Annotated in this window: 14 protein-coding genes; 13 read left to right on the top strand and 1 reads right to left on the bottom strand. The window is 55.1% G+C overall.

Annotated elements, in window-relative coordinates; genetic code table 11:
- The 6 genes from Pla100_RS11705 (at window position 1) to Pla100_RS11680 (ending at window position 10566) form a co-directional block, all read left to right on the top strand.
- On the top strand, window positions 1-3993 hold the full coding sequence (locus tag Pla100_RS11705) for an efflux RND transporter permease subunit (protein WP_146577877.1): 3993 nt from the start codon (window positions 1-3) through the stop codon (window positions 3991-3993).
- Between the two features lie 86 nt (window positions 3994-4079).
- Window positions 4080-4535 carry a hypothetical protein gene (locus Pla100_RS11700; protein WP_146577876.1) on the top strand — a complete coding sequence of 152 codons (456 nt, stop codon included), beginning with the start codon at window positions 4080-4082 and terminating at the stop codon, window positions 4533-4535.
- A 163-nt stretch (window positions 4536-4698) separates the two neighbouring features.
- Window positions 4699-6123, top strand: a complete 1425-nt coding sequence (locus tag Pla100_RS11695; protein ID WP_146577875.1) for an efflux RND transporter periplasmic adaptor subunit — start codon at window positions 4699-4701, stop codon at window positions 6121-6123.
- A gap of 10 nt (window positions 6124-6133) precedes the next feature.
- Window positions 6134-9610, top strand: a complete 3477-nt coding sequence (locus Pla100_RS11690) for an efflux RND transporter permease subunit (protein ID WP_146577874.1) — start codon at window positions 6134-6136, stop codon at window positions 9608-9610.
- Between the two features lie 57 nt (window positions 9611-9667).
- Window positions 9668-10201 carry a hypothetical protein gene (locus tag Pla100_RS11685; RefSeq protein ID WP_146577873.1) on the top strand — a complete coding sequence of 178 codons (534 nt, stop codon included), beginning with the start codon at window positions 9668-9670 and terminating at the stop codon, window positions 10199-10201.
- A gap of 29 nt (window positions 10202-10230) precedes the next feature.
- The gene (locus Pla100_RS11680; RefSeq protein WP_146577872.1) at window positions 10231-10566 is read left to right on the top strand and encodes a DUF3147 family protein; all 336 of its coding nucleotides are present in this window, start codon (window positions 10231-10233) and stop codon (window positions 10564-10566) included.
- A gap of 517 nt (window positions 10567-11083) precedes the next feature.
- Here Pla100_RS11680 and Pla100_RS30700 read toward each other — a convergent pair.
- Entirely contained in the window at window positions 11084-11269 is a 186-nt protein-coding gene (locus Pla100_RS30700; protein WP_197167861.1) for a hypothetical protein, read from the bottom strand.
- Here Pla100_RS30700 and Pla100_RS11670 point away from each other — a divergent pair.
- The 7 genes from Pla100_RS11670 to Pla100_RS11640 all read left to right on the top strand — a co-directional run bounded on the left by Pla100_RS11670 (window position 11268) and on the right by Pla100_RS11640 (window position 20460).
- Complete coding sequence (locus tag Pla100_RS11670) at window positions 11268-12953, top strand: efflux RND transporter periplasmic adaptor subunit (protein WP_146577871.1); 1686 nt, start codon at window positions 11268-11270, stop codon at window positions 12951-12953. The genes Pla100_RS30700 and Pla100_RS11670 overlap by 2 nt on opposite strands.
- Before the next feature lie 12 nt (window positions 12954-12965).
- Window positions 12966-16175, top strand: coding sequence for an efflux RND transporter permease subunit (locus tag Pla100_RS11665; protein WP_146577870.1), 3210 nt, complete (start codon window positions 12966-12968; stop codon window positions 16173-16175).
- Between the two features lie 43 nt (window positions 16176-16218).
- Complete coding sequence (locus Pla100_RS11660; protein WP_146578126.1) at window positions 16219-16578, top strand: RND transporter; 360 nt, start codon at window positions 16219-16221, stop codon at window positions 16576-16578.
- Window positions 16579-16771: 193 nt separating this feature from the next.
- Window positions 16772-17128, top strand: a complete 357-nt coding sequence (locus Pla100_RS11655; RefSeq protein WP_231602974.1) for a heavy-metal-associated domain-containing protein — start codon at window positions 16772-16774, stop codon at window positions 17126-17128.
- 94 nt (window positions 17129-17222) lie between these two features.
- Window positions 17223-17678: a thioredoxin family protein gene (locus Pla100_RS11650; RefSeq protein ID WP_146577869.1), complete on the top strand. Its 456-nt coding sequence runs from the start codon at window positions 17223-17225 to the stop codon at window positions 17676-17678.
- Entirely contained in the window at window positions 17675-18319 is a 645-nt protein-coding gene (locus tag Pla100_RS11645) for a cation diffusion facilitator family transporter (protein WP_231602973.1), read from the top strand. Before Pla100_RS11650 ends, Pla100_RS11645 begins: the two co-directional genes overlap by 4 nt.
- Window positions 18316-20460 carry a heavy metal translocating P-type ATPase gene (locus Pla100_RS11640; protein ID WP_197167860.1) on the top strand — a complete coding sequence of 715 codons (2145 nt, stop codon included), beginning with the start codon at window positions 18316-18318 and terminating at the stop codon, window positions 20458-20460. Before Pla100_RS11645 ends, Pla100_RS11640 begins: the two co-directional genes overlap by 4 nt.
- The last annotated feature ends 90 nt before the right edge of the window (window positions 20461-20550 follow it).

Below are 20550 nucleotides of genomic sequence, written 5' to 3'. Positions count from 1 at the left end.
ATGCCTGACTCTCAACTCTCAACTACCGACTCTCAACTAGACGAAGCGAAGCGGAGTCTGCTCGGCCGGCTGATCTGGTTCTGCTTGACCAACAAGCTGGTCATTTTCTTGCTGGTCATTGCAACGATGGGTTGGGGCGTGATGGTCGCGCCGTTCGACTGGGACACCGGAGCGTTGCCTCGCGATCCCGTTCCCGTCGATGCGATTCCCGACATCGGCGAAAACCAACAGATCGTGTTCACGCAATGGATGGGACGCAGCCCACAAGACGTCGAAGACCAGATCGGTTATCCGCTGACGGTCGCGCTGCTGGGCATTCCCGAAGTCAAGACGATCCGCAGCTATTCGATGTTCGGATTCTCGTCGATTTACATTATCTTTGGCGAAGACGCGGACTTCTATTGGTCGCGAACACGAGTGCTGGAAAAGCTGAACAGTTTGCCGGCCGGCACGTTGCCAGATAGTGTGCAACCGACGCTGGGGCCAGATGCGACGGCACTCGGACAGATTTATCTCTATACGCTCGAAGGCCGCGATCCTGATGGAAAACCGACCGGTGGTTGGGATTTGCGAGAACTGCGAACGATCCAGGATTACTACGTTCGTTATTCGTTGACGTCGGCCGAAGGCATCAGTGAAGTCGCTTCGATCGGCGGCTTCGTTCAGGAATACCAAATCGACGTGGACCCCGACGCGATGCGGGCCGCCGGCGTTACGCTGGCCAATGTGTTCGAGTCGATTCGCATGACGAACGTCGACGTCGGGGCACGGACGATTGAACTGAACAAGGCTGAATACGTCATCCGTGGTCTGGGCTTTATCGAGAGCATTGAAGACATCGAAAAGACAGTCGTGAAGGTGACGGATAACGTGCCGATCACGGTGGCCGACGTTGGCAACGTGTCGCTAGGTCCGGCGCTGCGGCGAGGTGCGCTCGATAAAGCCGGTGCCGAAGCCGTCGGCGGCGTCGCGGTCGTGCGTTACGGGTACAACCCGTTGGCGGCGATCAAGAACATCAAACAGCGCATCAAAGAAGTCTCACCGGGTTTGCCCACCAAGGTGCTCGTTGACTATACGAAGACGTCGGCTGATGAAGTTGACCTGTATGCCGATCGGCATGACCTGGAACCGATCACCGGAGCGACGACCACCAGCGACGCTTGGGTGAAGCACCTTCGCGGCATGTCGCAAGAACAGTGGCCCAGCTGGATCACGACCAGTCAAGTCGCGGTTGTACCGTTTTATGATCGCACGGGTTTGATCTACGAGACGCTGGGCACTTTGAACACGGCACTGTTTGAAGAAATTCTCGTCACGATCATCGTAATCTTGGTGATGGTCATCCACTTGCGCAGCTCGTTCCTCATCAGTGCGTTGCTTCCGCTGGCTGTTTTGATGTGCTTCATCGCCATGAAGACCTTCGGTGTGGACGCGAACATCGTGGCGTTGTCGGGCATCGCGATCGCGATCGGGACGATGGTCGACATGGGGATCATTGTCACGGAGAACATTCTCAAATATCTCGATGAGGCTGATCCCGAAGACGACAAGATGACGTTGATCTTCAAGGCCACTCAAGAAGTGGCTGGTGCGGTGCTAACCGCCGTGACAACGACCGTCGTCAGTTTCCTGCCCGTGTTCACGATGATCGGTGCCGAAGGAAAGTTGTTTCGCCCGCTGGCGTTCACCAAAACCTTCGCACTCGCCGCGTCCGTCATCGTTGCGCTCACAATCATTCCGCCGGTTGCCCACGTCTTGATGGGCGGACGCATTGAATCCAAGAGTTTGCGTCGTGGAGCTTGGTTCGCGTTGCTGGTCCTGGGCATTGCCGCGTCGATGCTGCTGACGTGGTGGGTCGGTGCCATCTTGATCGTGTTGTCAGCATACAAGCTGTACGAGGAACGCATTCCTGAACGCTATCAGCGTTACGGTCCTTATGCGGCCAGTGCGCTCGCGGCGTTGGTCGTCGGCGTGTTGCTGACTCAAGAATGGTTGCCGCTCGGACCACAGAAAGGTTTGCTACTGAACTTACTGTTCGTCGGCGGATTGATTGGCGGCATCCTGGGGTTCTTTACCGTCTTTCAACGATTTTTGTATGAACCGATCCTGCGTTGGTGCCTCGATCACAAACTTGCGTTCATGACGCTGCCAATCGCGATCCTATTGTTCGGCGGATCGGCTTGGTTGGGTTTTGACAAGGTGTTCGGGTTCATCCCGAAGACGCTCTCGATGGTTGGCGTTTCGGAAACCAACGTTCGGCTTTCCGGTCCCTGGCAAACCGCAACCGGCGTGTTGCCGGGACTCGGCAAAGAGTTCATGCCGCCGCTTGATGAAGGCTCTTTCCTGTACATGCCGACAACGATGCCGCACGCTTCGATCGGTGAAGCACTCGACGTATTGCAATTGCAGAATCAATTGTTGGTGTCGATTCCCGAGGTCGAATCGGTCGTCGGAAAAATCGGTCGCGCCGACACGCCGCTCGACCCGGCTCCCGTGTCGATGCTCGAAACCTACATCACTTACAAATCGGAATACAAAACTGACGAAGACGGTCATCGACTGAACTTTCGCTACGACAACGCAACCGAAGAATTTGTCCGCGACGAAACAGGCGAATTAATCCCTGATCCCGGCGGCCGACCGTTTCGACAATGGCGCGATGAGATTCGCAAGCCGGATGACATTTGGCAAGCGATCACGACGGCGGCACAGATTCCTGGGACGACTTCAGCACCCAAGCTGCAACCGATTGCCGCTCGGATCGTGATGCTGCAAAGCGGCATGCGGGCACCGATGGGAATGAAGGTCAAAGGCCCGGACCTGGAAACGATCGAGCGGGTTGCCTTGGAACTGGAATCGTTGCTGAAGCAAATTCCGACCGTTCAATCTTCCGCTGTGATAGCTGACCGCATTGTCGGCAAGCCGTATTTGGAAATCGACATCGACCGTGACGCGATCAAGCGGTACGGGTTGCACATCCGCAGCGTGCAGGACGTGATCGAAGTTGCGATCGGCGGCCGGCAGATCACAACGACGGTTGAAGGTCGCGAACGATTCCCCGTTCGCGTGCGATACGCTCGCGAACTGCGTGACGACCTCGAATCGCTCGACCGAATTTTGGTCCCGACGCCGATGGGCGCACAGATTCCGCTCGGGCAGCTCGCCGACATCCGCTACACCCGCGGGCCACAGGTCATCAAGAGCGAGGACACGTTCTTGCTCGGGTACGTGCTATTCGACAAGAAGCCCGGTGAAGCGGAAGTCGACGTCGTCGAGGATGCTCAGGCGTTCTTGCAATCGAAGATCGACTCGGGCGAGTTCACGCTGCCGGCCGGAGTGACGTACACATTCGCAGGCAACTACGAGAACCAAATCCGATCGCAGAAGACACTGGCGATCGTGTTGCCGCTAGCACTCGGGATCATCTTCTTGATCCTGTACATGCAGTTCAAATCAGCCATCACGACATCACTGGTGTTCAGCGGCATTCTGATCGCTTGGGCCGGCGGCTTCATCATGCTGTGGCTGTACGGCACCGAGTGGTTCCTCGACTTCAGTCTGCTCGGCACGAACATGCGAGAACTGTTTCAAGTCAAAACAATCAACCTCAGCGTCGCCGTCTGGGTCGGTTTCCTGGCCCTGTTCGGAATCGCCAGCGACGACGGCGTCGTAATCGCGTCCTACCTCGACGAAAGCTTCCGCAAGGATCGCATTGAAAACGCCAAACACGCCCGCGAAGCCACCGTCACCGCCGGGATGAGACGCGTTCGCCCGTGCTTGATGACCACGGCAACCACGCTACTCGCCCTCATTCCCGTCCTCACCTCCACCGGCCGCGGCAGCGACATCATGGTGCCAATGGCGATCCCCAGCTTCGGCGGCATGACGATCGAGATCATGACGATGCTCGTCGTGCCCGTGCTATATTGCAGTGCAATGGAATGGAAATTGAAGCTCGGCGTCAAAGACGAACGCTTTGCAGAGGACGCTTGAAGAAGATGGGGAGTGAAGGAGAACTCCAACTCTCAGACTCCCAAACTGGCCTAGCGATTCCGAATCCGTTTGGGTAGAGTGAAATCATGAACCGACTTTTTTCCATTCTGTTGATTCCGCTTTTTGTGCTGGGGCAAGCGCTGCCTCATTCACATGCGGGTAGCGGTATGGTTGAGCAGGATGACCATGCGGGTCGCCCCCATGTGCATTTGTCCTCTGGGCATTCGCATGATCAAGGCCATCAAGATGGCGATGAACATGGTCACGACCATCAAGACGATAAAGCATCCGATGATTCACCACGGACTGGTGTTCTGTCGGTTCCCGTTAATCATGACTCCGACGCGATCTACGTTGGTCAGTCGAACATTACTTTGGGGCGAGCTTCCGCCGTCTCACAACTGAATTTCGCGAACATTTGCACGTTCGTTGAAGTCTTTACCGATCGTCCTGATCGACGGTCGTTGCTCGGCTCGAATCAGATGCCCGATCGGTCTGCGGGGCTTCCGATCTATCTTCTTGTCGCTTCGCTGCGGCTGTAGCGGACGCACATCACCGAATCTCGGCGTTCTTAGCGCCGGACTTCTTTCTCGGTGATATCGCCACCTTTTTCTTTTGATCGAGACAGCCTCTTGGCCTGCGCGTGCGCGCTCGGAAAGTCGCTGCGCTCGGTGCTGCTCTGTGGACTTTTGACGAGATTCTTTTATGAACCGATTGGTTTCGATTGCTAAATCGCTGGCTGGTCCCGCGATTCTGGTAGCCGTTTTATTTGCGGGTTGGACGTTCCGCAAGCAGTTGTTTCCGCAGCAGGAAACGGCTGCCGCGTCCGACGACAAGCCGTCAGCGGAGTCCGCTGAGAAGCAGACTGTTTTGGAGATTAGCGAGCAAGCTCGAAAGAACTTGTCGCTGACGTCCAAAGCTGCCCGGCCTCAGTCGTATTGGCGGACGGTCGTGATTCCTGGCGAAGTCGCCGACCGTCCAGGGTTGTCCGACCGGGGCGTCACATCACCGGCGGTCGGTGTAGTCACGGCGATTCATGCGTTCCCCGGCGACACCATGCGACCTGGCGAACCGTTGTTCACGCTGCGGCTTTTCAGTGAATATCTGCAAGCGACTCAAACTTCATTGTTCAAGGCGCGGCAGGAAACTGCGATCGTCCAAGCTGAGATTGACCGCCTATCGGGTGCCGTCAGCACCGGCGCGGTTTCGCGATCCAAGATGATCGAATTGCAGAGTGAGATCAGTCGTCAAAACACGTTAATCCAAGCGGCTCGTCAGGAACTACTCACTCGCGGGTTAATGCCAGATCAAGTGCAGCAGATTGAATCGGGGACGTTCGTTTCAACCGTCGATGTCGTCGCTCCGCCGGTTCGCGACTTGTCATCCGTCACAGAACGGTCGCCGCCGCAGGCGGTTCAGCAGGTCAGCTACATCAACGAAGCGGGACAGTACGAAGGCATTGCTTACGAGGTGCAAGAACTGTCGGTCGAACTTGGGCAACAAGTTCAAGCCGGGCAGTTACTCGCGAACCTGTCGAATCATCAAATGCTTTACGTTGTCGGCCACGCCTTCAAACGCGAGGCCGCGTATCTTGAGCAGGCAGCTCAAGAAAAGCGTCCTATCGAGATCGAGTTCGCCGAGGACGGAGAAGGACGGTGGCCGGAGTTGAATCAGACTTTCAACATTCGCCATCTAGCGAACTCAATCGACACGAACAGCCGTACTTTTGATTTCTTTGTACCGCTGACGAACCAGTCGCGTTTGTATGGCGAGCAAGGGCGTGTCTTTCTTGTTTGGCGTTTCCGACCAGGCCAACGTGCGCGCATCCACGTCCCGGTTGAAAAGTTTGATGAAGTGTTTGTGTTGCCATCCGAAGCGGTCGTTCGGGAAGGCCCCGAAGCCTACGTGTTCCGGCAAAACGGCGACTTGTTCAAGCAGATTCCGGTTCACGTGCTTCACGAGAATCGACGATCAGTTGTCATCGCAAACGACGGCAGCATCACATCGGGAGCCTTCTTGGCACAAGGCTCAGCGGCATCGCTCAACCGCGTGCTGAAGTCGCAATCGGCCAGCGGCAAAGAGCCCGGTGTTCACGTCCACGCCGACGGCACTACTCACGCGGCTCACTAAAGGAATCAACATGCTTGATGCAATTATTAAATTCTCGCTTCGATACCGAATGCTGGTCGTCGTCGTCAGCCTGTTTGTGCTGGTCTACGGCTCGTACTTGGCCGCACAGATGTCGATTGACGTTTTTCCCGACCTCGACCGACCTCGCGTCGTCATCATCACCGAAGCTCCTGGACTGGCGACGGAAGAAGTCGAGACGCTGGTGACACAGCCGATCGAGATTGCGCTGATGGGGGCCAACGGTGTTCAAGCCGTTCGTAGTCAGTCGACGGCCGGGCTGAACGTCATCTACATCGAGTTCGATTGGTCAACCGAAATTCGGGCGGCGAGACAGACCGTGCAAGAGCGACTGTCGACGCTCGAAGGCATCCTGCCCGATGGGATTCGTCCCCAGATGACGCCGCCTTCTTCGATCATGGGTCAGATCATCGTCGCGGGCATCTATCGCCAAAATGGTCCCAACGGAGGCCGGCTAGCGCAGGTTGGCACTACGGAAATGATGGCCGAAATGGTCATGGAGAAAAACGAAAATTTCCAAATCAAGGTCTGGATGCCGGGAAATCGGCATGATTTCTCGACATGGAAGAAAGTCGAGACACAAGAAGTTCAGTGGAACGATGATTCCAATTCGGAAATACAGAGTAAATATGTTCCGATCGGTATCGCCTCGGTCAAAATCGAAGGCAAGTCGTATGACGCACATTTCTACAGCGATGCAAAACAGCAACTCGAACTTCGCACCGTTGCCGACTGGATCATTCGTCCACGGCTGCTGAAAGTGACTGGAGTCGCCGAAGTCTTCATGCTCGGGGGCGATCGCAAGCAGTATCAAATTCTGATCGACCCCACGGCGCTGCTCGAATACGGCGTCACCGTTCAAGACGTTGAACAAGCCTTGCGAGCAAGCAACATCAATACCAGTGGCGGGTTTGCTGTAACGGGAGAAACGGAACGCCCAATCCGTGTGCTCGGCCGTTTGGGACCAGAGTCGCGTGTCGTGATCGAGGATTTGAAAAAGGTTCCCGTTGGAAATCACACAAAACGCGCCGTGTTACTGGAGCAGGTTGCTCGCGTGACCGAAGGGCCACAGTTCAAACGCGGCGACGGCAGTGTCAATGGCAAACCGGGGATCGTATTCACCACTGTCAAACAACCTCACGTTGACACTCGCGCTCTAAGCGATGCGGTCGCGGATGCGTTTGTCGAGGTCGAAGCATCTTTGCCAGCGGACATCATTGTCAATTCGGAATTGTTCCGACTGCGAAACTTCATCGACCGTGGCATTTTCAATGTTGCTGAGGCGCTGGTCATCGGTGCGGTGTTAGTCATCATCGTCTTGTTTCTGTTCCTGCTGAATTTCCGCACGACGTTCATCACGCTCACGGCAATCCCACTCTCACTGGTGCTAACGACACTGACGTTTCGCATCATGGGTTGGATTAGCGGTACCGAGCTTTCCATCAACGTGATGACACTGGGCGGGATCGCCGTCGCCATGGGAGAGCTTGTCGATGACGCCATCGTCGACGTTGAAAACATTTTCCGGCGGTTGAAGCAGAATAATCTGTTGCCCATCGAGCAGCAAAAACCGTCTATTGTCATTACCTTCGAGGCGAGCAAGGAGATTCGCAGCTCGATCGTATTCGGTACGGCGGTCGTGATTCTGTCCTTCATGCCGCTGTTTGCATTGTCTGGCGTCGAAGGCCGGTTGTTCACGCCACTTGGTTTCGCGTACATCGTGTCGATACTTTCGTCGTTCGTCGTTTCGATGACCGTTACGCCGGTGCTGTCCTACTACCTCCTTCCGAACTCGCGAGCAACTCACAACGAAGGCGACGGTTTTCTACTGAACGGATTGAAGAAGGTCGTGACCTACTTGATTCGTCTCAGCATGGCGATGCCGCGAACGCTACTGATTTTGACTTGGCTTGCCGTCGCCGTCGCCGCATGGCAGATGTCAACGTTGGGGCGAAACTTCTTGCCTCCGTTCGACGAAGGCAGCATTCAAGTGAACGTGACGCTGCCGCCGGGCTCGTCGCTTGACGCATCCAATCAGGTTTCGCGTGCAATTGATTCCGTGTTTCTGTCGATGCAGAAAAACGATGAGAACCCCGATGGCGAAATTTTGCATTTTGTTCGCAGAACGGGACGTGCGGAAATGGACGAGCACGCTTCGCCGGTCAATTTCGGCGAATACATCCTGAGCATGAATCCGGAATCGCCGACAGAACGAGAGGAAATCTTAGCTCGATTGCGAGAACAGATCAGCGATGAAGCTCCCGGCGTTGATATCGAAGTCGAGCAACCGCTTGCACACTTGATTAGCCACATGATATCGGGCGTTTACGCTCAAATCGCGATCAAGATTCACGGCGACGACTTGGACACGTTGCAGCGAGTGGCCGAGCAGGTGAAGGCAACCATTCAGGACGTGCCAGGAATCACACCGCCGGTGGTCGAGCCGATTCAAGAGACGGCGGAGTTGCATATCGAACTGCGAGCAGACGATTTAGCATTGCATGGTCTGACTCGCGAGTACGTCGCCGACGTTTTGCAAACGGCATTGCAGGGTGAAGTCGTTTCACAAGTTCTCGAGGGTCAACGACGTTTCGATTTGCTTGTGCGTCTCGAAGAAGAATATCGCACCGACTATGCCAACCTCGATCGGCTTCGCATCGACCTACCCGATCGAGAAGGTCAGCCCGATCGTGGGCAGATCGAACTTCGCGAGGTCGCGGACGTAGGCGTCGGCACCGGGCCGAACTCGATTAACCGAGAAAACGCCCGTCGCCGGATTGTCATTCGCTGCAATACCGAAGGACGCGATTTGGCCGGAGCGGTCGGCGATATCAAACAGCGAATCGGCGATCAAGTTGAAATGCCAGTTGGGTACTTTATTGAATATGGCGGACAATTCGAGAGTCAACAGCGGGCAACACAGCTCATCATCGTGCTGGCTGGCATCTCGGTGATCGGAATGTTCGTGGTGTTATTGGTGTTGTTCCCGTCGATCCGTATCGTGCTGCAAATTTTGAACGCTTTACCAACGGCATTCATCGGTGGCGTGATGTCGCTGGTCATCACGCAGCAAAGTCTAACGGTCGCCAGCTTGGTTGGTTTTATCTCGCTTGGTGGAATCGCGGTCCGCAACGGGATTTTATTGGTCACCCATTACTTCCACCTGATGAAGGAAGAAGGCGAAGACTTCACTCAGGAGATGGTGCTGCGAGGCAGCTTGGAGCGACTTGCACCGGTTTTGATGACGGCTCTAACCGCTGGCATTGGATTGATTCCGCTCGTTTTGGGCGGGCAAGAGCCAGGCCGTGAGATTCTCTACCCCGTTGCCACGGTCATCCTCGGCGGACTGACCACATCGACGTTCTGTGAATTCCTGATTCACCCAGGACTGTTCTGGCAGTTCAGCGGAAAAGACGCCGCACGACTAGCAAAACTCGAAAATGAGGAGGACGAACTGGCAATGATTTAACCCACACAACCGACCATTACGACAAAACTTACACTCTCTATTTAAAAGAACCATTCCATGAAGATTCAAAAACCGTTCGTCTCGCTGCTCACCGTCGCTTGCTTTTTTGCATTCGTCGGTTGCAAGCAAGAAACCGCATCAACAACACCAACGCCAACCGTCGAAACTGACGACCACGGTCACGAACGCGCCGAAGACGAAGAGGGCCACGACCACACCGTCGCAGGTCACGGCCACGGTGCCGGGCCACACGACGGCACGATCGCCGACTGGGGCGGCGGAAAGTATCACGTCGAATTCACAGTCGATCACGACAAGACTCAAGCAACCGTCTACGTCCTTGGTGCCGACGAGAAGTCGCCCGTTCCAATCGACGCCGAGTCGATCGACTTGAGCATCAGCGATCCAGTAATGCAAGTCACGTTGAAGGCTGCACCGCAAGACAGCGATCCAGCGGGCAAAGCATCACGCTTCGTCGGCAACCACGAAAAGCTTGGTGTCGTTCAGGAATACGCAGGCACGATGACTGGCGTTATCGACGGCACACCCTACTCAGGTGATTTTGCCGAAGAAGCTCACGGCCACGAGTAGGCCGCACTATTTCAACAAGGAATATGCAAATGTGGTTGATCGTCAAAGCTTTGATTTCGGCTGCAGTGATTGTCGCCGTGGCCGAATTGTCGTCTCGGATGCCTCGGCTGGGCGCGTTATTGCTGACACTGCCGATCATCAGCATTCTCGCGTTCATCATGACGTGGAATAACGAGCACGACATAGCCACTATTGCAAAACTTGCCCGCGAGACCTTGGTACTGGTTCCGCTGGGCTTGCCATTCTTTGTCCCGTTAGCACTTTCGGATCGGACGGGGCTATCGTTCTGGTCCAGCTTCGCAATCGGCGTTCTACTGGCGTCGGTAACGATAGGGGCTTGGTTCAGATTCGGCCCGCAGGTTTAACTGGACCTTAGAATTCAGGTACCGAGTACTTTCATCGGGCATCCAGTGATGAGGTTGACGCGTGGCGTGATACTGCCTACAATCCAGCCATAGTACGGATGGCCCGCTCCATGTATTTTACAATTCCCTGATGTTTCGTTTGCTTCTTCTTTTGTTCATCGCATTGCGGGTAATTGCTTGCCCCGTGTGTTGTGCCATGGAGGAATGTCATGCGGATGGCGTTGAGGCTGCGGTCACGCATTCGTGCTCTTGCTCCAAGAATCAGGACGAACCGTGTGGAGAGAGCGAAATGCCGCCCATGGATTCGCCTTGTCCGTGTGAATCCGGATGTGAGTGCCAGATCACACCAGAGATGGGGCATCGGGTAGCGATCGACGTTCTGTCGATGCTGGATTTTGCCCCTCTTTGTTTGGACACGCTCGATTTATCGGAAGCTCGTGTGGCTCGGTTCGAGGAGCAACCTCGCCGACTTGGTCTACCTACTGGTCGATTGTTGCGCCTTGCGCACGCTTCTCTCTTAATCTAGGCCGCTGCTGGCCATCGCTCGCAAACCAGCGAACTGCGTTGCTGTTACCAAATTTGGTTCGTCGCTGCTCGGTTTGATTCGACTTGTCTGGTTGGCCTGCACCCACGGTTCGTGCTTGAAATCGCAACGGTTGCGTTTCGAGCTTGTCCAATCTTTTGCCAGCAGGAGTCGTTCCATGAGTCATCCCATTGTTGATGCGCCGAAACAGAACCCGTCGCGTCATCCGGCGGAGCGGTCCGTCAACGGTCATCAGGTCGATACAGTCGAGCCCGAGACGGGGAAGGAAATAGGGCAAGGCGGACCGCTCCGGCGAGGGCTATCCCTTGTGTTGAGCAGCATCGGGCCGACGTTGGTTCTGATCGGATTTGCTGCGGTCTTCTACTACGGACACCACAATGACTGGCGAATTCCTAAGTTCGCCGCTTTGACTGGGAGTGTCGAGACGATCGCCGACGATTGGTGTGAAGAACACGCCGTGCCTGAATCCATTTGTGTCGAGTGTGATCCCACCCTGATGCCCAAAGGCCCCGACTACGGTTGGTGCGAGGTACATGGCGTTCACAACTGCGTGCTTGATCATCCCGATGTAGCACAGATGAAGGAGACGCCGTCGATATTGCCAAGCGATCTTGAGCGAGCCGCTCGCGCTTTGGCCGTGGCTCCGCGTAAAGAGAACAACAGTGCCTGTAAGATTTACCAGACCCGGATTCAGTTCGCTTCCATTGAGTCAGTGAAGCAGGCTGGCGTTGATGTGGAATTGATTGAACGTGCTCCGATTGTCGAAGCGATCACTGGCAGCGGGGAGATTGTTTACGACCCCACGAAGCAAGCGAGCTTGGCATCGCGAGTTCCCGGAAGCGTTTGGTTGGTAACCAAGGGCGTTGGCGATTTGGTCACCAAGGGAGAAGTTCTCGCCGTCGTGGATGCGGCACAAGTCGGTGATCTAAAAACGAATCTACTGCGGGCGTTGGCCGAAGAAAACCTGCAACGACAAAACGTCTCGCGGCTTAATCAAGCTCGAAGTGCGATTGCGGGGTCGCGGATTCTCGATGCTGAAGCTGCCCTGTCCAAAGCTCAAGCGGATGTGTTGTCCGCTGAACAGTCGTTGCGAAATCTTGGATTGCCGATCGAAACCGAATCGCTGCGAGGCTTGTCTGAGCGACAAGTCCTCGACAATCTGCGTTTGCTGGGAATTCCCGATGAGATTCGCGCCCAACTCAACAGCAAGACAATCACGTCGAACTTAATACCGATCGTTTCGCCGATCGAAGGCTTCGTCACACAACGGCATGTTGCTCCGGGTGAAGTCGTTGACCCGACTCGCATTCTGTTTGAAGTCGCGAACACCAGCCAGATGTGGCTCACACTCAATGTTCCACTAGAGAACATGGATCAGCTTGCTGTCGGGCAACCAATTCGCTTTCAAGCCGATGGCAGTCGCTATGAAGTGGAAGGCAAGTTGGACTGGATCAGCACGGCGGCGGACTCGCAAACGCGGATGGTGCAGGTGCGAGCAATGCTGCCGAACGTTGACGGCAAGTTACGAAGCGAAACGTTCGGTACGGGCCAAATCATATTGAGGGAAGAGCCAGACGCCATCGTGATTCCCAACGGATCGTCACACTGGGAGGGTTGCTGCCAAGTTGTTTTCGTGCGTGACAAGCATTACTTCGACAGTCCCGACAGCTTCAAAGTCTTTCACGTCCGTTCGGTACGCTTGGGTGCAACGAACGGAGAATTCACGGAAGTCATTTCTGGTGTGCTTCCCGGTGAAGTGATCGCCGCAGCGGGCAGTGACGTGCTGCGAGCGCAGTTACTAAAAAACAATCTTGGTGCAGGCTGCGACTGCGTCGCAGAATAAAGGAGAGCACGGATGCTAAATTGGCTAATCGACGTATCACTGCGCCATCGTGCGCTCGTGATACTAACGGCGGCGTTGTTCGCGGTTGTAGGCGTGTTCTCACTCCAACAGCTCGATATCGACGCATTCCCGGACACCACACCGGTTCAAATTCAGATCAACACGGTCGCCCCGTCGCTGGCGTCTGAAGAAATCGAACGGCAGATCACCTTTCCCGTCGAGCAGGCAATCAGCGGATTGCCGGGACTCCACGAATTGCGTTCGATCTCCAAGTTCGGTCTGTCACAGGTCGTGGTCATTTTTGATGATGGCATCGACATCTATTTTGCTCGTCAGTTGATTAACGAACGGTTATCCACAGTCGAGCTACCCGACGGTATCAGCCGACCGCAGATGGGTCCGGTCTCGACCGGTTTGGGCGAAGTCTTTCACTACGTTCTGGTTTACGACGGTGTTGACTTCTCGGAAGCCTCTCAGGCCGAGCGTATTAAACGCATGACCGAGTTGCGAACGATTCACGACTGGGTGGTCAAGCCACAGTTGCGATCGGTTCGAGGTGTGGCCGAAGTGAACAGTTGGGGCGGGTACGAGAAGCAATATCAGATTCGTCTCGATCCCGAAGGGCTGTTCAAGTACGGCCTGACCTTCGAGCAGGTATCTGATGCAATTGAAACGAACAACGAGAATGTCGGCGGCGGTACGGTCACTGACGGCAGCGAAATGCTGCTGGTGCATGGAATTGGCCGAACGGTCAATATCAAGGAGATCGAAGACATCGTCATCACTTCCAAGGATGGCGTGCCAGTTCGCATTCGCGACGTCGCCGATGTGATGATTGGGCATGAGATTCGGCGGGGCGCGGTCACGGCAAACGGTCGCGGTGAAGCGGTGTTGGGGTTGGGCTTCATGCTGATGGGCGAAAACAGCCACGACGTCACTTGGGCCATCAAAGAAAAGATCGAAGGTATTCAGGAATCACTCCCTGCTGGCGTCAAGATTCAAACGGTCTATGACCGTACCGAGCTAATTGATCATGTCATTCACACGGTTCAGAAGAATCTGTTCGAGGGCGGTTTGCTGGTCGTTGCAGTGTTGTTCATTTTCCTGGGAAATCTGCGAGCAGGAATCATTGTGGCGCTCGCAATTCCGCTGTCGATGCTGTTCGCGTTCTCAGGAATGCTGAAGTTCGGCATTGCTGCCAGCTTGCTTAGCCTCGGTGCCATCGACTTCGGATTGGTCGTAGATAGTTCAGTCGTGATGATCGAGAACTGCGTTCGTTGCTTGACGCACAAGTCGGACGGTCGCAGTCGCTTGCAGATCATTCGCGATGCGGCGGTTGAGGTTCGCAAGCCGACCATGTTTGGCGAACTGATCATCATGATCGTCTACTTGCCGATCCTGACGCTTGAAGGCATCGAAGGCAAGCTGTTCCGACCGATGGCAATGACCGTGATTATGGCTCTTGCCGGGTCGATGGTTCTTTCACTGACACTGATGCCCGTGTTGGCGAGTCTGTTCCTTCCCAAGAACATCAAGGAAACCGAGCCGCTACTGATTCGCGTGTTAAAACGCCTCTACGCGCCGGTATTGCGGTTCACGATGCACCACAAGACGTTCATTATCGGATCGGCCCTGTTGTTACTCGTAACCGTGTTTGGCCTCGTCGCTCCGAATCTCGGCAGCGAGTTCGTCCCACGACTTTCTGAAGGTGCTATCACAATCAACGTGGTGCGACTCGCGGGGACGACGCTGGAAGAATCCATGCGTTACAACACGAAAATGGAACAGGTCATTCTGGAAAAGTTTCCGGATGAAGTCGCACAGGTCTGGAGTCGCATCGGAACGGCGGAGGTGGCGACCGACCCAATGGGTACGGAGTTGACCGACTTGTTTCTGACGCTGCATCCACGTGAGAAATGGACGCGCGCCGAAACGCAGGATGAATTGGTGATCAAGGTGCAGGAAGAGCTGCGTGATCTACCCGGTCCGCGATTGGCGATGTCGCAGCCGATTGAAATGCGAATGAACGAAATGATCTCGGGTGTACGCTCGGATGTCGCCGCGATTCTTTACGGCGATGACTTGGATGTGATGGTAGAGAAAGCCGAAGAAATTGAGCGGGCACTCAACTCGATTCCCGGTTCGGAAGACGTGAAAGTCGAACAGGTTTCTGGTCAGCCGGTTCTGCAAATTCGCATCAACCAAGACCAGATCGCTCGCTACGGAGTCCCCGCCAGCACGGTCATGAATCTTGTCCGCTCTTTGGGCACGCATAACGTCGGCGAAGTCTACGAAGGCCAATTGCGGTTTCCACTGATCATCCGACTGCCTGAAGAAGCTCGCGCTAATCCGGAGGCCATCAAGCAAATCTTGGTTGCCACGCCATCTGGCGAACGTATCCCGCTCTCCCGACTGGCCACGATCGAAACCGTGGAAGGTTGGAACACGATCAAGCGAGATTGGTATCAACGACGGATCACAATTGAATCGAATGTCCGTGGTCGCGACTTGGGCAGCTTTGTTGCCGAAGCTCAACGTGTGGTTGCTGAAAAGGTGCAATTGCCCGCCGGACGCTACCGCATCGAATGGGGTGGGCAATTCGAGAATCTACAGCGTGCTCAAACCCGCCTGATGATCGTGGTGCCAATTGCACTCCTAATGATTCTCTCGCTGCTTTACATGACCTATCGCAACTGGGTTGACTCGTTCCGAGTCTTTACAGGCGTTCCATTCGCGTGGATTGGCGGGATTCTGGCGTTGTGGATTCGCGACATGCCGTTTTCGATTTCGGCAGCGGTTGGATTCATCGCATTGTCCGGAGTCGCGGTGCTCGATGACATGCTGCTTGTGTCAACGATTCGGCAACTGCGACGAAAAGGGCGATCACTTGACGAAGCGGTCGAAGAGGCCGCGATGACACGATTGCGTCCAATCTTGATGACGACGCTCGTGGCGAGCCTTGGATTCGTCCCGATGGCATTCAGCACCGGGATGGGCGCCGAAGTGCAACGACCACTGGCAACGGTGGTCATTGGCGGCGTGTGCAGCGCGATGGTGATGAGTTTGCTCGTGCTTCGAGTGCTCTACGTCGTGTTCAACACGCCGATGGAAAAACTGCGCAGTGATGCTGATGCAGGTGATGACGATGACGGTCATCGTCTTGAACCCCATGAACCGATTGACCCGGATATCAGGCGCGCGTCTGAAACGGCATCGGTCTAACTTTAGTTCGGCCATGCCGAAGGAGAATTTTACGATGACAATGATGAATTGGATGACTAGCTTCAAAGGCATCTCGCTCGCAACCATCGCCGCCATGGCGATCGGCTTGAGTGGATGCAATAAAGACCAAGTCACAAGCGACGGTGCAGCAGATCCCGTCGCGGCAACCAACGTCGATCACAGCCACGGTGGTTGGTGGTGCGTCGAACATGGTGTGCCCGAGGAAGAATGTGCGCTCTGCGACAAGTCGCTGGTGTCGAAGTTCAAGGAGGATGGAGATTGGTGCGACGAGCACGATCGACCAGAATCACAGTGTTTCATTTGCAGCCCCAAACGTTTCGACAAGTTCGCAGCGACTTACGAAGCCAAGACGGGCCACAAACCACCGCAACCGGAAGAATAGAGAACAGCGAGGATTCAACCATGCCCTTGGCCAAAGTTGAATCCTCAACCCACCCACAGCGATAGCCGTTTGATCAGTAGTGGCTGGGGGAAAAACGGTAGCGCATTTGGCCAGCCCGCTGAGTCGCTCGCCCCCAGCCACGTTTTTTTGTCTGGTCTTGAGTTTCTGTTAGTTACCTGAAAGGAATCTGAAAATGTACCGTATCTCCCTATGTCTTGTCCTGACGTTCGCCGCTGCCATTTGCATGACGGCCCATAGCCGCGTTGCCAATGCCGCCGATGCGGTCGGCGCTTCGACGACCAAAACCACCATCACCTTGAAGGTTCTCACTTGTGAGAACTGCGCCAAGAAGGTGGCGGCGAAGTTGACCGAAGTCTCCGGCGTCGGCGACGTCAAGATGGATGTCAAGTCGAAGACCGCGACCGTGACCCCCAAGAGCAGCGCGACCCCATCGCCGCTGCAAATGTGGGAAGCGATCGAGAAAGCTGGCAAGGAACCGGTGAAGCTCGAAGGCCCGAGCGGAACGTTCACGTCCAAACCGAAGAAATAGTCCCCAGCGAATGATTGCTTCTCTGCCGTCGATGCGAGGAATCCCTCGCATCGGCGGTCGTTGGCGAATCATTGTCCAAAGCGAATAACTCGTCATGTCGTTTACGAATCATCATCATCACTCCGCAAAGACTCTTGTCGTTCTCGTTCTGCTCGCTGCCGGATGCGGTCGCGATTCGTCGCCGGTGAACGACACTGCATCCGTGAATGATGCCGATCCCATTCAATTAACCGACGCGAATTTTCAAAACGAGGTCATCGACAGTGTGCTTCCCGTATTGGTCGATATGTGGGCACCTTGGTGTCAGCCTTGCATCGCCATGAAGCCGACGATTCGTGAACTTGCATCGGACTTGTCGGGCAGAGCCAAAATCGCCGAATTGAACATCGACCAAAACCCGTTCATCAAAGAGAAGTACAACATCGACAAATACCCAATGCTGCTGATATTCGTTGATGGAATTGAGGTGCAAAGGCTTGTTGGAACGCAAAGCCACAAAGAGCTGTTGGAAGCTCTATCGGAACACTTGATCGAGGAGGAATTGGGATGAGCGAAGAACGAACTAAATGGATTCGCAAGGGCCGCAACGTCGAGATTGCCAGCTTGATCTACAACATCATCGAGGTGGCGATCTCGCTGACGGCTGGGTTCATGACGGGCAGTTCGGCATTGATCAGTTGGGGTGTCGATAGCATCGTCGAAGCGAACTCCGCAGCGTTTATGATTTGGCAACTGAACGGCGTTGCCAATGGAATTGATGAGCGAGCGAAGCGTAAACGAAAGAAGATCGCGTTGAGTGTTTTGTCGACTGCATTTACCATCGCTGTCCTGTTCATCTGCTACGAGGCGATCAGCAAGTTCATCAGTCAAGAAACTTCGTCGATGTCGTGGTGGGGCATTGGCATCTTGCTGGTGTCGTTAGTCGTCAACCCGATGTTGGCGTGGGGCAAGTATCACTATGGCAAGAAGACCGATTCGGCGACTCTGAAATATGACGCCATCGACACGATGATTTGCGAGTACCAAACCATCGTCGTCTTGATCGGCATTGGGCTGGTTCAGTGGCAAGGTTGGTGGTGGGCTGATCCCGTGGCCGCACTGTTGATTGTGCCATACGTCGCTTGGGAAGCCTTTGAAGCAGGGCGTGACGCTTGGAATGTAACTCCGTCTGAGGTTGAAACGAACGAATGAATGACCCTATCAACGAACCGATCATTTTACGAATCCACGGCATGGACTGTGCCGAAGAAGTATCGCTGCTCAAACGTGAGTTGATACCGTTGATTGGCGATCAAGACCGGCTTGGTTTTGATTTGCTTAATGGAAAGCTGACCGTCGATACGTCGTCGTTGGACATTTCGCGGGCGGATGTGCTGACTGCCGTTGAGAGGTCTGGGCTCAAATCCGAACCTTGGCGAGGCGGCAGTGCAGCGGGTGAAGACCAAACATTTTGGCAACTGCATCAGCGTTCGATTCTGACTGCGGTAAGTGGGCTGTTCGGATTGGCCGGGTTGATTTGGCAACTGACCTTTGCCGGTGAGTCGGAATCCGTACCGTGGGCGTCGATCGCTTTGTACTGCATCGGCATTTTGGCCGGGCTTTTGATGGTGCTGCCGAAAGCATGGCGGTCACTCATCTCGTTTCGCCCCGACATGAACTTGTTGATGTCGGTGGCCGTCGTTGGAGCGGTGCTGATCGGCGAATGGTTCGAGGGCGCGACCGTCGCTTTTTTGTTTTCGCTATCCCTGTTGCTGGAATCGTGGAGTGTTGGCCGGGCACGCCGAGCGATTGCGTCTTTGATGGACCTGTCGCCTCCGACGGCTCACTTCCGAGATGAAACGGGTGAGGTCAGAGACGTGGCTCCGGCGGAGGTTACCGTGGGTTCGACAGTCGTTGTGCGTCCCGGTGAGAAGATACCTCTTGATGGTCGAGTTATCAGCGGCACTAGCGGCGTCAATCAAGCTCCGATCACCGGAGAGAGCGTTCCTGTTGAAAAAGAGTTGGGCGACGAGGTTTTTGCCGGAACCATCAACGGTGACGGACTGTTGGAAATTGAAACGACCAAAGCTGCCGACGATACGACGCTTGCTCGCATCATCAAGATGGTGGGCGATGCTGGTTCCAAGCGTGCTCCATCCGAGAAGTGGGTCGAAAAATTCGCGGCTGTTTACACGCCCGCTGTGATGATCGTGGCTCTGTTGATGCTGCTGATACCGCCATTGGCTTTTGACGGTGCTTGGTCCGTGTGGCTGTACCGCTCGCTGGTTCTGCTGGTGATCGCGTGTCCTTGTGCCCTCGTGATTTCCACGCCTGTCAGCGTCGTTGCTGCTTTGGCGGCGGCTGCCCGAAACGGCGTCCTCATCAAAGGTGGAGTGTTCATTGAGCTACCGGCTCAACTGAAGGCGATTGCGATGGACAAAACCGGCACGCTCACGCAGGGAGCGCCCGCTGTGGTGGATGTTGTGCCGATGAATGGACACGATGAAGCCGAACTACTGATGCGAGCCGGTGCTTTGGAACTCAACAGCAATCATCCGCTCGCACGTGCAATTGTCGATGAAGCGAAACGCAGGAACATTGAGTTGGTCGCCGCCGACAACTTTGAAACGATCCAAGGCAAAGGTGCGGCGGGCGTTATCAACGGAAAAGCCTTTTGGCTTGGATCGCATCGCTACTTGGAACAGCGGGGCCAGGAGACGCCCGAAGTTCATGAGCAACTTGAGTCGATGCAGGAAGCAGGGCGAACCGTCGTGGTTGTTGGCAATGAGGAACATGTTTGCGGTTTTATCACACTGGCAGATGCCATTCGCAAAGAAACTCGCGACGCGATTCGCCAGCTTCACGAAGCGGGTGTCGAGCATTTGGTCATGTTGACCGGTGACAATGAAGGGACCGCGAAGGCAATCGCTAAGCAAGCTGGTATCGACGAAGTTCATGCTGAACTACTGCCCGAAGACAAAGTCGCAGCCGTCGAACGGCTGGTCGAGAAGTACGGATACGTCGCCATGATCGGAGACGGGGTTAATGACGCACCGGCACTCGCCCGTGCATCACTTGGCCTTGCGATGGGAGCCGCCGGAAGCGATGCAGCTATCGAGACCGCTGACATCGCTTTGATGTCCGACGATCTCTCGAAGCTGCCGTGGTTGATTCATCATTCGCGTCGAACACTGAAGATCATACGCCAGAACATTGTTTTCTCGCTGGCTTTGAAAGTGCTGTTCGTGATCCTGACTTTTGCCGGCTTCGCGTCGTTGTGGGCCGCGATTGCTGCCGATATGGGGGCATCGTTGCTGGTCATTGCGAACGGACTACGCTTGCTGCGACGGTGAGCAAATTCAACAATGGCCGAACAGTTCGTTGGCATTGCATTAGATCGTGCGATGTCGCGTATTGCAGACACATATCTACGGAGCCGCAAG

It is taken from the genome of Neorhodopirellula pilleata (assembly GCF_007859915.1).
In the GTDB taxonomy this organism is placed as follows: Bacteria; Planctomycetota; Planctomycetia; order Pirellulales; family Pirellulaceae; genus Rhodopirellula; species Rhodopirellula pilleata.
This window is presented reverse-complemented; position numbering and strand designations above follow the sequence as displayed.

Bases quoted from the DNA above. Each gene is read 5' to 3' on its own strand.
- Pla100_RS11705 (WP_146577877.1), top strand. From the start codon at position 1: ATGCCTGACTCTCAACTCTCAACTACCGACTCTCAACTAGACGAAGCG.
- Pla100_RS11700 (WP_146577876.1), top strand. From the start codon at position 4,080: ATGAACCGACTTTTTTCCATTCTGTTGATTCCGCTTTTTGTGCTGGGG.
- Pla100_RS11695 (WP_146577875.1), top strand. From the start codon at position 4,699: ATGAACCGATTGGTTTCGATTGCTAAATCGCTGGCTGGTCCCGCGATT.
- Pla100_RS11690 (WP_146577874.1), top strand. From the start codon at position 6,134: ATGCTTGATGCAATTATTAAATTCTCGCTTCGATACCGAATGCTGGTC.
- Pla100_RS11685 (WP_146577873.1), top strand. From the start codon at position 9,668: ATGAAGATTCAAAAACCGTTCGTCTCGCTGCTCACCGTCGCTTGCTTT.
- Pla100_RS11680 (WP_146577872.1), top strand. From the start codon at position 10,231: ATGTGGTTGATCGTCAAAGCTTTGATTTCGGCTGCAGTGATTGTCGCC.
- Pla100_RS11670 (WP_146577871.1), top strand. From the start codon at position 11,268: ATGAGTCATCCCATTGTTGATGCGCCGAAACAGAACCCGTCGCGTCAT.
- Pla100_RS30700 (WP_197167861.1), bottom strand. From the start codon at position 11,269: ATGGAACGACTCCTGCTGGCAAAAGATTGGACAAGCTCGAAACGCAAC.
- Pla100_RS11665 (WP_146577870.1), top strand. From the start codon at position 12,966: ATGCTAAATTGGCTAATCGACGTATCACTGCGCCATCGTGCGCTCGTG.
- Pla100_RS11660 (WP_146578126.1), top strand. From the start codon at position 16,219: ATGAATTGGATGACTAGCTTCAAAGGCATCTCGCTCGCAACCATCGCC.
- Pla100_RS11655 (WP_231602974.1), top strand. From the start codon at position 16,772: ATGTACCGTATCTCCCTATGTCTTGTCCTGACGTTCGCCGCTGCCATT.
- Pla100_RS11650 (WP_146577869.1), top strand. From the start codon at position 17,223: ATGTCGTTTACGAATCATCATCATCACTCCGCAAAGACTCTTGTCGTT.
- Pla100_RS11645 (WP_231602973.1), top strand. From the start codon at position 17,675: ATGAGCGAAGAACGAACTAAATGGATTCGCAAGGGCCGCAACGTCGAG.
- Pla100_RS11640 (WP_197167860.1), top strand. From the start codon at position 18,316: ATGAATGACCCTATCAACGAACCGATCATTTTACGAATCCACGGCATG.